This window comes from Streptococcus australis, assembly GCF_040226615.1.
GTDB classification, from domain to species: domain Bacteria; phylum Bacillota; class Bacilli; order Lactobacillales; family Streptococcaceae; genus Streptococcus; species Streptococcus australis_E.
The window spans coordinates 350,496-363,662 of the sequence record NZ_JBCOAT010000001.1 but is presented as its reverse complement, the minus strand read 5'-3'; the positions used below and the strand labels follow the sequence as shown (position 1 = coordinate 363,662).

The following is a 13,167-nucleotide window of genomic DNA, read 5'->3' as shown; positions in this document are numbered from 1 at the left end:
AGCATTAAAAAAAAGCTCACATTTCAGCTATATCGTGAAATTATGGACTAAAAATGCTAAAATAAAGACAGATTGAAAACGAAGGAGATTCCCGTGGAACATAAAGAAAAAGATTTTAGTTTATCCTGGTTTTTTAAATGGTTTGTAGATAATAAAGCCATTACTGTTTTTCTAGTAACCTTACTGATGGGATTGAATATTTTAGTTCTCAGCAAGATTAGTTTTATTTTTACACCCCTGTTAGAGTTTGGAGCAGCAGTCATGCTACCAGTCATTATTTCAGGGCTCCTCTATTATTTGTTAAATCCAATCGTGGACTTTTTGGAAAGGCACCGAGTCAAACGGATCATTGCAATTTCCATCGTCTTTATTTTGATCGCGCTTCTCATTTTATGGGGCTTGGCTGTCGCTATTCCAGCTATTCAACATCAAGTTCTTAGTTTTATGAAGAACCTGCCAGATTACTTGGAAAAGGCCAATAGGACCATCGATGATGTCTTAGACAACAAAGTGTCGCCAGAAATCAAGCCTCAGCTGGATGAATGGACCAGCCAATTGTCGCAGAATATTACCAGTTGGGCGAGTTCTTTTTCCGCCCGAGCAGTCAGCTGGGTCAGCAATCTGATTACTGTCGCCTCTCAGGTCATTATCGCTTTGATTATTATGCCTTTTATCGTCTTCTATCTTTTGAGAGATGGAAAGAACTTAAAAGGGCAAATCATCCGTTTCTTGCCAACCAAGATTCGTAAATCTGCAGACAAAGTACTGTCTGATGTCAATACACAATTGGCTAATTATGTCAGAGGTCAGATTACTGTTGCTATCATCGTAGCTTTAATGTTTATTCTTCTGCTTAAGATCATTGGGCTTCGTTACGCTGTGACACTCGGTGTAACCGCTGGCTTTTTGAACTTGATACCATACTTGGGCAGCTTCTTGGCCATGCTCCCAGCCTTAGTCTTGGGGTTGGTGGCAGGACCAGAGATGTTTGTCAAAGTCGTCATTGTCTTTATTGTTGAGCAAACAATCGAGGGACGTTTCGTTTCCCCACTTGTCTTGGGGAGTCAGCTCAATATCCACCCAATCACGATTCTGTTTGTATTGATTACTTCTGGCTCTATGTTTGGAATCTGGGGAGTCTTCTTAGGAATCCCGGTTTATGCTTCGGCTAAAGTAGTCATCAGTGCTCTATTTGAATGGTATAAAGAGGTCAGTGGTTTGTACGAAAAGGACGAAGTTGAGGAAATTCAAAGTGAAGAATAGTCAAAAAATTCTAGAAGCAATTGAGAAACAAGAGCTAGATCGTCTGCCAGCTTATTTGGATAAGGCTTTGCTAGAAGATGATCCAGCTACCTTGTTAGAATTGGGACAATATTTTGAAAGTATTGGTTTTTACCCAGAAGCCAAGCAAACCTACTTGCATCTGAGAGATGATTATCCAGAGGTCTATCTGAGTCTAGCCACTATCGTAGCGGAAGATGGACTAATGGAAGAAGCCTTTGCTTATTTGGAAGAAATCCCGGAAAGTTCGGAATGGTATCTAGCCAGTCTCTTAGTCAAGGCAGACCTCTACCAAAGTGAGGGCTTGGCAGATGTGGCTCGAGAAAAACTGATGGAAGCAGCGACTCTTTCAGATGACCCTATTATTCAACTAGGCTTGGCAGAGATTGATTTAGAACTTGAAAATTACCAAGAAGCCATTCAAGAGTATGCTCAGTTAGACAACCGTCTCATTTTAGAAGAAACGGGCATTTCCACATACCAGCGGATTGGCTATGCTTATGCGAATCTGGGTCGGTTTGAGTCTGCTATTGAGTTTTTAGAAAAGGCCTTGGAAATTGAGTTTGATGACCAGATTGCCTATGAATTGGCAACCCTTCTCTCTGACCGAGAAGAGTATCAACGTTCTCTGATCTACTTCAAGCAGATTGATACACTGTCGCCAGACTTTGAAGGGTATGAATACGGCTATGCCTTGGCTCTTCAAGCTGAAAATGACCGAGAAACAGCGTTAGCAATAGCAGAGCAAGGAATCCAAAAGAATCCTTTTGACGCTTATCTCCTCCTTCTAGCCTCCCAATTGGCCTACGAGTTGCACCAGCCAGAAAAAGCAGAGAAGTATTTGTTAGAAGCCAAAGAAGTTGCTGAGGATCTTGAAGATATCGCCCTTCGTCTGACAACTCTTTATCTGGAACAGGAACGTTATGAAGACGTCCTTGAATGGCAAGAAGTGGAAGTGGAAAATGTCGTCACCCGTTGGAATATCGCTCGTGCCTTGGTAGCACTCGAAGAGGTTGAAAAAGCGGCTCCGATCTATGAAGAGCTCTACCCAGATTTGAAAGAAAATCCAGAGTACTTAGAAAGCTATAGTTACCTCTTGAGAGAGTTGGGGAATATCGCAAGAGCCCGGGAAGTGGCAGAAGGCTATTTGCAGCTAGTCCCAGATGATGGGCAAATGCAAGCTTTCTATGAGAGCCTGTTAGAAGATTAACTACTTGACCCTTGAAGGGCGGGAATCAGAACAAGTTTGTATCATGGTTCGGTCCCGCTCTTTTTTAATCAGTCTTTCTGTTATTGTCCTTGAGAATATGGTATACTGGAAGGGCTAAAAAGAAGACAAGATGAATGAGGGAGAAGATAATGGAACCGGTGAAATTGTTTCAATACAATACCTTGGGGGCTTTGATGGCTGGTCTCTATGGAGGATCCTTTACGGTTAAAGAATTACTAGAGCATGGAGATTTAGGAATTGGGACCCTGGACTCAATCGATGGCGAATTGATTGTCTTAGATGGTAAGGCTTATCAAGCTAAGGGTTCAGGAGAGGAACCAGAGATTGTGGAAGTATCTTCAGATGCGACTGTCCCCTATGCAGCCATTGTTCCCCACCAGGCCGAAGTGATTTTTCGACAACGCTTTGAAATGACAGATGAGGAGTTAGAGGCTCGCATTGAATCTTATTACGATGGCGAAAATTTGTTTCGTTCCATCAAGATTCACGGTGATTTCGCCAAAATGCATGTGCGCATGATTCCCAAATCAACTTCGGAGACCAAGTTTGCAGATGTAGCAACCCATCAGCCAGAATTTACACGAGAAAATGTTACAGGAACCATTGTTGGTTTTTGGACGCCAGAGATGTTTCATGGGGTCAGTGTAGCAGGCTATCACCTTCACTTTATCTCAGATGACCATACCTTTGGAGGACATGTTATGGATTTTGTCATCAAAGAGGGCATCGTCGAAGTTGGAGCCATTGATCAATTGGACCAACGCTTTCCTGTCCAGGACCGCCAGTATCTCTTTGCCAAGTTCAACGTTGACCAGGTCAAAGAGGATATCCACAAATCAGAATAAAACAAAAGGGCTGAGATGATTCTCAGCCCTTTTTATTACTCATTGATGCGCATAGATTTGATCTTTTCTTCTTCAGGGGTGACCCGTAGGGTTTTCTGACCGGTATAGGTTACAAATCCAGGTTTTCCTCCGGTCGGTTTGTTGAGTTTTTTTGTTTCAATCATGTCGACTTGGACCAGATTGGACAGGCGTCCCTTAGAGAAATAGGCTGCAAGCTCAGCTGCATCGGTTTTGACCTCATCTGAAGGGTTGAGGTTACCTGTAATGACCACGTGACTACCTGGAATATCCTTAGCGTGGAACCAGAGTTCGTCCTTTTTAGCCATTTTGAAGGTCAATTCTTCGTTTTGAAGATTGTTCCGGCCGACCAGAATAATGGTCTTGCCATCTGATGCTAAGTACTTCTCTGGTTTTTTCCGTTTGTGGATCTTTTCTCGGTTGCGTCGTTTGATAAAGCCTGTTTGGATCAGCTCTTCGCGAATCTCGGCTACTTCAGAAAGGCTGGCTTGGGCCAGAGCGGTCTCGACCGTCTCTAGGTAGGAGATAGTTTCCTTGGTTTCCTGGATGAGAGAGGTCAAATGTTTGACGGCTTCTTTTAGCTTCTGGTAACGCTTGAAGTAGCGTTGAGCATTTTGACTGGGGGTCAAGGCCTTATCCAAAGCAATGGTAATAGGCTGGTTGGTATAGTAGTTGTCCAAGGTGACCTGGTCTTGATCATTTGGGACTTGATGGAGGAAGGTAGTGAGTAGTTCGCCTTTTTGACGGAATTCTTCGGCATTTTCTGTCGCTGCTAGTTCGGCTTCCTGTTTGGCCAATTTTTTCCGGTTCTTTTCTAGCTCATTATCCACCTTGCGGATTAGTTCCCCAGCTTGTTGTTGGACCCGGTCGCGCTCAGCCTTGTCCAAGTAGTAGTGGTCGAGTAGATCTGATAAGGTTTCAAAGGTCTCCTCCTGGCTATCTGCATAAGCGAGAGCAGCAAAAGATTTTTTCGTTAGACGGGGATCTGTTGGAGCTTCAAAGAATGCTCGGAAGGTTTTTAATTTTTCTCCGCTTTCTAATCGACTGGCCAATTCTTGAGCAGTATCTCGACCAAGACCCTGGAAATGGGTTTGAAGGTTTTTAGGTGTCAACTCTTCTCGGTGAAGAAAGGCGAATAAGGCTTCGTCTTTAATGGTAAAGGGGTTGACCGCTTCGGTTTTTGGAGGAGCTACATAGGTTGATCCAGGGAGAATGGTCCGGTAGCTATTTTGTGAGAAGCCCACATGCTTGATTGCTTCGATGATTTTTCCAGTTGCCTTGTCCAGAAGAATGATATTGCTGTGCTTACCCATGATTTCAATAATCAGGGTTACAGATATATCATCCCCAATCTCATTTTTATTGGAGACGGCAATTTCTAAAATACGGTCATTCTCCAGTTGCTGGATCTGCTCAATGACTGCCCCTTGGAGATACTTGCGCATGACCATGATAAAGGTATTAGGGAAGGCAGGATTCTCAAAATTGGTCTGAGTCCGTTGGATCCGACCAAAAACAGAGTGGGAAGACAGCAAGAGTTTTTGATTCTTGCGATTGCTACGAATTTGTAAAACCAACTCTTGTTCAAAGGGTTGGTTAATTTTTTGGATGCGACCATTTAGGAGTTCGCTTTGTAATTCATTCACCATATGGTGTAAAAAAAATCCATCAAAAGACATGGGGTTCCTCAACATTCTAGACTAATTCTAGTAAATTATATCAAAAAAGTGCCTGAAAACCCAGTAAGAAGGCGGTTTTCAATCCTTGTAAAAGCATCCGTTAGAAAATGAATTTCAGGAAATGACGAACGTTTTCAAAAAAAACATAAAAAAGTATTGACAAGGCTTACGGAAACATTTACAATGGATTCAATTAGAAAAGTAATAAATGAAAATTTAATAGAGAGCTCACGGTTGGTGGAAGTGGGTAGTGGACATTTATGAAATTGGACTAATGATGAGATGAATTTGAAACAATAAAAATTCGGTCGGCACACCTTATCGTGCAACTTGTTGCTAGACAAGACAGAGACATGGGAGGAGTATATCCATTTTCCCATAAGTGAGGTGGCACCGCGATGACACGTCCTCACATAGCTATAGCTATGTGTGGGCGTGTTTTTGTTTCAAAAAGAAGGGAGAAAAGAAGATGAAGAAACGATGGCGACTCAGTCTTTAACAAAGATGCGAAAAAACGAAAAAATAAATAATTGAGGTAAAGAAAATGAAAAACAAACGTGTATTGGGAATGATTGGTGCTTTGCTAGCTATTATTTTAGTAGCAGTAGTCTATCCAATGTTAAACAATAAAAATGAAGCTAATAAAGCAGATGGAACTAAAAAGGTAAAAGTCGGTGTCTTGCAGTTGGTCAGCCACCCATCGCTAGACGAAATCTACAAGGGGATTCAAGATGGCTTGGCTGAAGAAGGCTATGACAAGGACAAGATTGAGATTGAATTCCTCAATGCAGAAGGGGACCAAAACAAGGTTGCTACCATGAGTAAGCAATTGGTCCAAAACAACAACGACGTTTTGATCGGAATCGCAACCCCATCTGCTCAAGGTTTGGCTAGTGCAACCAAGGACAAACCAATCGTCATGGGTGCTATCACAGACCCAGTCGGCGCTAACTTGGTCAAAGATTTGAAAAAACCAGGTGGCAATATCACAGGAGTATCTGACCACAACCCAACGGAACAACAGTTGAAATTGATCAAAGAGTTGACTCCAAACGTGAAAACAATCGGTGTCCTTTACTCAACCAGTGAAGATAATTCTAAAACGCAAGTAGAAGAATTTACAAAATTGGCTGAAAAAGCAGGCTACAAGGTGGTTCCTTATTCAGTCCCTTCTACAAATGAAATTGCTTCAACGGTTTCTGTCATGACTGGTAAAGTGGATGCTATCTGGGTTCCAATTGACAACACCATCGCTTCAGCCTTCTCAACGGTAGTCGAAGCAAACAAAACAGCTAAAAAACCAATCTTCCCAAGTGCGACAGCCATGGTCGAAGCTGGTGGTTTAGGCTCAGTCGTTGTCGATCAACACGATCTTGGAGTGGCAACTGGTAAAATGGCTGCGAAAATCTTGAAAGGTCAAAAACCAGGTGATACACCAGTCGAAATCTTCACAGATGGTAAATCTGTCATCAACAAAAAAGTGGCAGAAGAATTAGGCATTACCATTCCAGAATCTGTCTTGAAAGAAGCTGGACAAGTCATCGAATAAAAACAAACGGATAACAAGAACGGCAGAGGAATTTGGCTTTGGCAGGTCTTTAAATCCTGACCTTTAAAAATGTTCACCAGTGCCCAGGACCAGCTTATTTTACTCTTGGTAGAGGAGAAAGAATTGAAAATCAAAATAACAGATCTTCATCCGACCCAACTATATTTATCAGAAAAGAAGTTACATGATATCCAGATGCTTGATCAATCGGCGGAAATCATCAATGTGGATCCAATTAGTATTCTTGCGTTTGGAAATTGCTTCTTGATTACAAACGGGCATCACAGGGCTTATCAGTCTTTATTGGCAGGTCGGGATACGATTTCTGCTGAGTTTGATAAAGATGGTGGTGATGAAATTTATCATCTCTATGCGCAAGCTTGTGAGGAAAGAAAGATATCCTCTGTTTTGGATTTAAAACATCGTATCTTACCTCAAGATGAGTATGAAGCAAAATGGTATAACTGGTGTGATGGTTTTAACCAAGCAGCAACTCTTCTATTGAAAAGGAAAGCAGATGAAACAGACAAGGCAAATAAATAATGCCCTGGGTCTTGTTTCTTTGTCTATTGAAATTAGTCTCATCTAACTTGTTTTTTAACTAAAAATCTGCTAAACTAGATAGTAATTGAATAGAAATCTGCAAGACTAGTACCTCAAGGGAAGTGCAACAGGGAGAAGAGCCGTGACTGAAAGCTCTTTGCATGAAAGCTGAGTGAATTCACTTGCGCAAGGATTTAGAAATTAAGGTCTGAGTTTCAGATAAAAAACGGATGGTACCGCGTGTCAACGCTCCGAATATGGATGTGGCGCGTGGTTTTTTCTATGTCTGAGTGAGGACCATGATGGAGGAAATATGTCAACGATTGAAGAACAACTAAAAGCGCTTCGAGAAGAAACGCTGGCAGCCTTGAAGCAGATCTCTGCTGAAAATAAAAAAGAGATGCAAGAGCTACGCGTCTCTGTCCTTGGGAAGAAAGGCTCTCTAACCGAGATCCTCAAAGGGATGAAAGATGTCTCTGCTGAGATGCGTCCGGTCATCGGGAAACACGTTAATGAAGCCCGTGATGTTTTGACGGCTGCCTTTGAAGAAACAGCTAAGCTCTTGGAAGAAAAGAAAGTCCAAGCCAAATTAGCTAGTGAGAGTATCGATGTGACCCTTCCGGGACGTCCAGTCGCAGTTGGTCATCGCCATGTCTTGACCCAAACCAGTGAAGAAATCGAAGATATCTTTATCGGGATGGGCTACCAAGTTGTAGATGGCTTTGAAGTCGAAAAAGACTACTACAACTTTGAACGCATGAACTTGCCAAAGGATCACCCAGCTCGTGATATGCAGGATACCTTCTATATCACAGAAGAAATCTTGCTTCGGACCCACACATCACCAGTTCAGGCGCGTGCAATGGATGCGCATGACTTTAGCAAGGGACCTTTGAAAATGATTTCTCCAGGCCGTGTTTTCCGTCGGGATACAGATGATGCGACCCACAGCCACCAGTTCCATCAGATCGAAGGCTTGGTTGTTGGGAAGAACATTTCTATGGCGGACCTTCAAGGAACGCTTCAGTTGATCGTGCAAAAGATGTTTGGTGCAGAACGTCAAATCCGTCTGCGTCCTTCTTACTTCCCATTCACCGAGCCATCCGTTGAGGTCGATGTATCTTGCTTCAAATGTGGTGGAGCGGGATGTAATGTATGTAAGAAGACAGGTTGGATCGAAATCATGGGGGCCGGTATGGTTCACCCACGCGTGCTCGAGATGAGTGGCATTGATTCGACAGTCTATTCAGGATTCGCCTTTGGACTTGGTCAGGAGCGTGTAGCCATGCTTCGTTATGGAATCAATGATATCCGTGGCTTTTATCAAGGAGATGTTCGCTTCTCAGAACAGTTTAAATAATCATGTTAGTTAGAGTAAAAATCGATCAATTACAGACCTTACGTGACCTAGAGGTGGAAACCTATCGGGAGACCTTTGGTCCCTATATTGTTGAGGAAGACTTGGAAGAGTACTTCTCTACCGTGCTCTCTTTGGAGCAAATCGAGAAGGATCTGCTAGATCCAGAATCTGAAATCTATTTTGTCCTCAATGAAGAACAAGAAATCTGTGGTTTTCTCAAGATCAATTGGGGGCAAGCACAGACGGAGCCAGTAGAGATGGACAAGTCCTTTGAGATCCAACGGATCTATGTCAAAAAGGAATTTCATGGGGCTGGTTTTGGCAAGGAAATGTTTATCTTTGCGCTGGATCAAGCCAAGAGCCGGGGCTTTGAGTGGGCCTGGCTAGGTGTCTGGGAACGCAACTTTAAGGCGCAAGATTTTTACTATCGCTTTGGTTTTGAACGATTTAGTGAACACCAGTATGTTACCGGAGATACCGTGGATACAGACTGGTTGTTGAGAAAGAAATTGATCTAGAATGGACAAGAAGTCTCAGAATTGGAAGCTTCCATTCTAGAGAAGGGGAGGTTATTAGACCTTCCTAAGCTAGCCTCGAGCTGGAAAACACAAAATGAAAGGATCAAAACGAGGGTGGATGGAGATCTAGGAAAGATAACTAGATTTCTGCTTGGCCCTTGGTATCTTACATATGTTAGTTAGTTATAAATGGTTAAAAGAATTGGTGGACATTGATGTGCCATCACAAGAGTTGGCTGAAAAAATGTCAACCACAGGGATCGAAGTAGAAGGTGTGGCATCACCAGCTGCCGGTCTCTCAAAAATTGTCGTCGGAGAAGTCTTGTCTTGTGAAGATGTGCCAGAAACACACTTGCATGTCTGCCAAGTCAATGTGGGTGAAGAAGAAGCCCGTCAAATCGTCTGTGGAGCACCAAATGTTCGCGCTGGCATCAAGGTCATGGTAGCTCTTCCAGGTGCTCGCATCGCGGACAACTACAAGATAAAAAAAGGGAAAATCCGTGGTTTGGAATCTCTCGGAATGATCTGTTCCCTTGGTGAATTAGGGATTTCTGACTCCGTTGTACCCAAAGAATTTGCAGATGGAATCCAAATCTTGCCTCAAGATGCTGTTCCAGGAGAAGAAGTCTTCTCTTACCTCGACTTGGATGATGAAATTATCGAACTTTCCATCACTCCAAACCGTGCAGACGCTCTTTCTATGCGTGGGGTAGCGCACGAAGTAGCAGCGATTTATGACAAGGTAGTCAACTTTAAGGAATTCAGTTTAACAGAAACAGACCAAGCTGCAGCGGATGCTCTTTCTGTCAGCATTGACACAGACAAGGCTCCTTATTATGCAGCTCGTATCTTGGACAACGTAACCATCGCACCAAGTCCACAATGGTTGCAAAACCTCCTTATGAACGAAGGTATCCGTCCGATCAATAATGTGGTTGACGTGACCAACTACATCCTGCTTTACTTTGGTCAACCGATGCATGCCTTTGATTTGGATACCTTTGAAGGAAACGACATCCGTGTCCGAGAAGCGCGTGCGGGTGAAAAATTAGTAACCTTGGATGGTGAAGAGCGTGAGTTGGCGGAGTCAGACCTCGTGATTACGGTCGCTGACAAACCAGTTGCCCTTGCAGGCGTCATGGGTGGTCAGGCTACAGAAATCTCTGAAAAGTCTAGTCGTGTAGTCCTTGAAGCTGCTGTCTTCAATGGCAAATCTATCCGTAAGACTAGTGGTCGTCTCAACCTTCGTTCTGAATCATCTTCTCGCTTTGAAAAAGGCATCAATGTGGCAACAGTCAATGAAGCCCTTGATGCGGCAGCGAGCATGATTGCTGAACTTGCAGGAGCAACTGTTCGTAAAGGTATTGTTTCAGCAGGTCAATTGGATACTTCTGATGTAGAAGTTTCTTCAACCCTTGCAGACGTCAACCGTGTCCTTGGTACAGAACTTTCTTACGCGGATGTAGAAGATGTATTCCGTCGTCTTGGCTTTGGCCTTTCTGGAAATGCTGACAGCTTCACAGTAAGCGTTCCACGTCGTCGTTGGGATATTACCATCGAAGCGGACCTCTTTGAAGAAATCGCTCGTATCTATGGTTATGACCGCTTGCCAACCAGTCTTCCAAAAGACGATGGGACAGCAGGTGAATTGACTGCGACACAAAAACTCCGTCGTCAAGTTCGGACGATTGCTGAAGGAGCTGGTTTGACTGAAATCATTACCTACGCTCTGACAACTCCTGAAAAAGCCGTTGAGTTTACAACTGCCCCAAGTAATTTAACAGAGCTCATGTGGCCAATGACCGTGGACCGCTCAGTTCTCCGTCAAAATATGGTTTCTGGTATCCTTGATACAGTTGCCTACAACGTTGCACGTAAGAACAAAGACTTGGCTCTCTACGAGATTGGAAAAGTCTTCGAGCAAACGGGTAATCCAAAAGAAGACTTGCCAAATGAGATCAACAGCTTTGCCTTTGCTTTGACAGGTTTAGTCGCTGAAAAAGACTTCCAGACTCCAGCTGTTCCAGTTGATTTCTTCTATGCTAAGGGAATCTTGGAAGCCCTATTTGCTCGCTTGGGTCTTGAAGTGACTTATACAGCAACCTCTGAAATCGCTAGTCTCCATCCAGGACGTACAGCCTTGATTTTACTCGGTAATCAAGTTCTTGGTTTCCTCGGTCAAGTACACCCTGTGACGGCTAAGGCTTATGATATTCCAGAGACTTATGTGGCTGAGCTTAACCTTTCAGCTATCGAAGCAGCCCTTCAACCAGCTGCTCCATTTGTGGAAATTACGAAGTTCCCAGCGGTCAGCCGTGATATCGCCCTTCTCCTCAAAGAAGAAGTGACTCACCAAGAAGTGGTCGATGCCATCCAAGCTGCAGGCGTGAAACGTTTGACAGATATCAAACTCTTTGACGTCTTCTCAGGTGAAAAACTGGGTATCGGAATGAAGTCCATGGCTTATAGCTTGACCTTCCAAAATCCAGAAGATAGCTTGACCGACGAAGAAGTCGCACGCTACATGGAAAAAATCCAAGCATCACTTGAAGAAAAAGTAGACGCAGAAGTGCGTTAAATCGTAAAAATATGAAACAGTTGAGAATTTCTCAGCTGTTTTTTTCTTACAGGATTTGCAAGTTATAGGCCTTGAAACCCTATAAAAATAAAGAAATTCCTTTAAGAACTCAAAATATCCATGTCAACCATCTTTCTATTTTTGACAAATATTTTTATTTTTTTGACAAACATACTTGTCAAAAAGAAAAAGAAGTGTTACAATGATTTTAGTTGAAAGAAGGGGAGGTTTCTTATGGGAGCCATATGGATTCTTTTTATCCCTTTTCTGATTATGGTTTATGCGAGCTCAGAAAAGAAGATTAAAAGGTTGAACAAACGCATTAGACGATTAGAAAAACAAGTGAAAGGAAATCAAGACATGTCTAGAATTTTAGAAGAATTGAAAGGTCAAACGGCCACTGTTACAGTGAGTGGTGTTGGGTTCGAGTATGAAATTTTGGATATCGACGAAGATTGGGTCAAACTGACTCGTGTGAATAATAAACAACAAAGAGAGACAAAATTAGTTCGCATCGAAGATATTCAAGGTATTCAACTATAAGGGGGCGAAAGCCATGATCTTAAAAAATCGACTGAAAGAGCTGAGGGCGCGTGATGGGCTCAACCAATCCGAGCTAGCTAAGCTAGCAGGGGTCTCGCGCCAGTCCATCAGTCTCTTGGAGCGGGGGGAATACACCCCTTCGGTTATCATTGCCATCACCATCGCCCAGATTTTCAAGGAACCGGTGGAGAATGTATTTAGTCTAGTAGAGGGAGAAGAATAAAAGTGAAAAAGCGACAACAAGAACGATCTGATCGTTACCGTTTTTGGAGAAATGTGGGAATCATCACAGTTTCCTTTTTGATCGGAGGAGTCATCGGATTTTTGACAGTGATGTTTGGATCCAAAAAGCCCCTAGAAATCCAATCCTTCTTTAGTAAAGAGATGCTCCTTTTGGGCTCAGTAGTTTTATTCTTGGTCGTGTTTATGATCACGATGGTCCTATTGATGCGGGTAAGTATACTTCATTACAAGATTCTCCATATAGAAGACGAGGATGAAGCTTATCACTATGATATCCAGAAGGAAAAACTGTATGGGTTAGCGACCATCTTTAAAGGAATCATGATCTTGCCATACTTTTTTATTATCATCTTTTATATTCAATTGGTGTATTTGGATAAACCTGCGGCTTTTATCTTTGGACCTTTTACCATGCTCTATCTTTTTCTTGCCTTGATTGTCCTATTTTTCCTAGTGGGTATCTTCTATCGTAAGACCTTTAACTTGGTTTACGGGAAACCGATTCCCCGCAATGCCGATGCCAAGGAAATGCGTGAATTTATGATGAGTATGATGGATGAGGCAGAAAAACAGATAAACTACGAGGAAAATTTCGAAGTGGTGATTAAGTTAAGCAATTATATCTTGCCGAGCCTTCTCCTTGCTCTCCTCCTCATTGGAGTTGCCTTCAAAACGGATATCCTCTTAGCTTTGTTCGTCGTATCCATTCTCTATATTTATATCCTTATTTCACAATACAAAATTACCAAACGTTATTATAAAGAGTAAAGGAGTCATCC

At 42.8% G+C, this 13,167-nt stretch carries 12 protein-coding genes and 1 other annotated feature; of the genes, 11 read left to right on the top strand and 1 reads right to left on the bottom strand.

The features are described from left to right. Positions 1-93 precede the first annotated feature (93 nt). The 3 genes from ABT997_RS01765 to budA all read left to right on the top strand — a co-directional run bounded on the left by ABT997_RS01765 (position 94) and on the right by budA (position 3,357). Positions 94-1,263 carry an AI-2E family transporter gene (locus ABT997_RS01765; RefSeq protein ID WP_350018592.1) on the top strand — a complete coding sequence of 390 codons (1,170 nt, stop codon included), beginning with the start codon at positions 94-96 and terminating at the stop codon, positions 1,261-1,263. Next, the gene (locus ABT997_RS01760) at positions 1,253-2,491 is read left to right on the top strand and encodes a tetratricopeptide repeat protein (RefSeq protein ID WP_350018591.1); all 1,239 of its coding nucleotides are present in this window, start codon (positions 1,253-1,255) and stop codon (positions 2,489-2,491) included. Before ABT997_RS01765 ends, ABT997_RS01760 begins: the two co-directional genes overlap by 11 nt. A gap of 149 nt (positions 2,492-2,640) precedes the next feature. Next, positions 2,641-3,357: an acetolactate decarboxylase gene (budA, locus tag ABT997_RS01755; protein WP_048714898.1), complete on the top strand. Its 717-nt coding sequence runs from the start codon at positions 2,641-2,643 to the stop codon at positions 3,355-3,357. A 35-nt stretch (positions 3,358-3,392) separates the two neighbouring features. Here the strand turns inward: budA and ABT997_RS01750 are convergent, their stop codons facing one another. Next, positions 3,393-5,054, bottom strand: coding sequence for an Rqc2 family fibronectin-binding protein (locus tag ABT997_RS01750; protein ID WP_350018590.1), 1,662 nt, complete (start codon positions 5,052-5,054; stop codon positions 3,393-3,395). A gap of 179 nt (positions 5,055-5,233) precedes the next feature. Next, positions 5,234-5,468 (top strand) — a binding site (T-box leader). 130 nt (positions 5,469-5,598) lie between these two features. On the opposite strand from ABT997_RS01750, the gene trpX reads away from it, so the two are divergent. The 8 genes from trpX to ABT997_RS01710 all read left to right on the top strand — a co-directional run bounded on the left by trpX (position 5,599) and on the right by ABT997_RS01710 (position 13,156). Beyond that, positions 5,599-6,603, top strand: a complete 1,005-nt coding sequence (gene trpX, locus ABT997_RS01745) for a tryptophan ABC transporter substrate-binding protein (RefSeq protein WP_048714894.1) — start codon at positions 5,599-5,601, stop codon at positions 6,601-6,603. Positions 6,604-6,726: 123 nt separating this feature from the next. Further along, positions 6,727-7,146, top strand: coding sequence for a hypothetical protein (locus ABT997_RS01740; RefSeq protein WP_048714892.1), 420 nt, complete (start codon positions 6,727-6,729; stop codon positions 7,144-7,146). Between the two features lie 313 nt (positions 7,147-7,459). Next, the gene (pheS, locus tag ABT997_RS01735; protein ID WP_048691032.1) at positions 7,460-8,506 is read left to right on the top strand and encodes a phenylalanine--tRNA ligase subunit alpha; all 1,047 of its coding nucleotides are present in this window, start codon (positions 7,460-7,462) and stop codon (positions 8,504-8,506) included. A 2-nt stretch (positions 8,507-8,508) separates the two neighbouring features. Then, a complete protein-coding gene (locus ABT997_RS01730; protein ID WP_048691034.1) occupies positions 8,509-9,024 on the top strand; it encodes a GNAT family N-acetyltransferase in 516 nt (171 codons plus the stop codon). 172 nt (positions 9,025-9,196) lie between these two features. Further along, positions 9,197-11,602, top strand: a complete 2,406-nt coding sequence (gene pheT, locus ABT997_RS01725) for a phenylalanine--tRNA ligase subunit beta (RefSeq protein WP_350018589.1) — start codon at positions 9,197-9,199, stop codon at positions 11,600-11,602. A 234-nt stretch (positions 11,603-11,836) separates the two neighbouring features. After that, the gene (locus tag ABT997_RS01720; protein WP_061455075.1) at positions 11,837-12,145 is read left to right on the top strand and encodes a hypothetical protein; all 309 of its coding nucleotides are present in this window, start codon (positions 11,837-11,839) and stop codon (positions 12,143-12,145) included. A 13-nt stretch (positions 12,146-12,158) separates the two neighbouring features. After that, positions 12,159-12,368 carry a helix-turn-helix transcriptional regulator gene (locus ABT997_RS01715; protein ID WP_003002675.1) on the top strand — a complete coding sequence of 70 codons (210 nt, stop codon included), beginning with the start codon at positions 12,159-12,161 and terminating at the stop codon, positions 12,366-12,368. 2 nt (positions 12,369-12,370) lie between these two features. After that, the gene (locus ABT997_RS01710; protein ID WP_350018588.1) at positions 12,371-13,156 is read left to right on the top strand and encodes a DUF3169 family protein; all 786 of its coding nucleotides are present in this window, start codon (positions 12,371-12,373) and stop codon (positions 13,154-13,156) included. Positions 13,157-13,167: the final 11 nt, after the last annotated feature.

Bases quoted from the DNA above. Each gene is read 5' to 3' on its own strand.
- budA (WP_048714898.1), top strand. From the start codon at position 2,641: ATGGAACCGGTGAAATTGTTTCAATACAATACCTTGGGGGCTTTGATG.
- ABT997_RS01720 (WP_061455075.1), top strand. From the start codon at position 11,837: ATGGGAGCCATATGGATTCTTTTTATCCCTTTTCTGATTATGGTTTAT.
- ABT997_RS01730 (WP_048691034.1), top strand. From the start codon at position 8,509: ATGTTAGTTAGAGTAAAAATCGATCAATTACAGACCTTACGTGACCTA.
- trpX (WP_048714894.1), top strand. From the start codon at position 5,599: ATGAAAAACAAACGTGTATTGGGAATGATTGGTGCTTTGCTAGCTATT.
- ABT997_RS01750 (WP_350018590.1), bottom strand. From the start codon at position 5,054: ATGTCTTTTGATGGATTTTTTTTACACCATATGGTGAATGAATTACAA.
- pheT (WP_350018589.1), top strand. From the start codon at position 9,197: ATGTTAGTTAGTTATAAATGGTTAAAAGAATTGGTGGACATTGATGTG.
- pheS (WP_048691032.1), top strand. From the start codon at position 7,460: ATGTCAACGATTGAAGAACAACTAAAAGCGCTTCGAGAAGAAACGCTG.
- ABT997_RS01715 (WP_003002675.1), top strand. From the start codon at position 12,159: ATGATCTTAAAAAATCGACTGAAAGAGCTGAGGGCGCGTGATGGGCTC.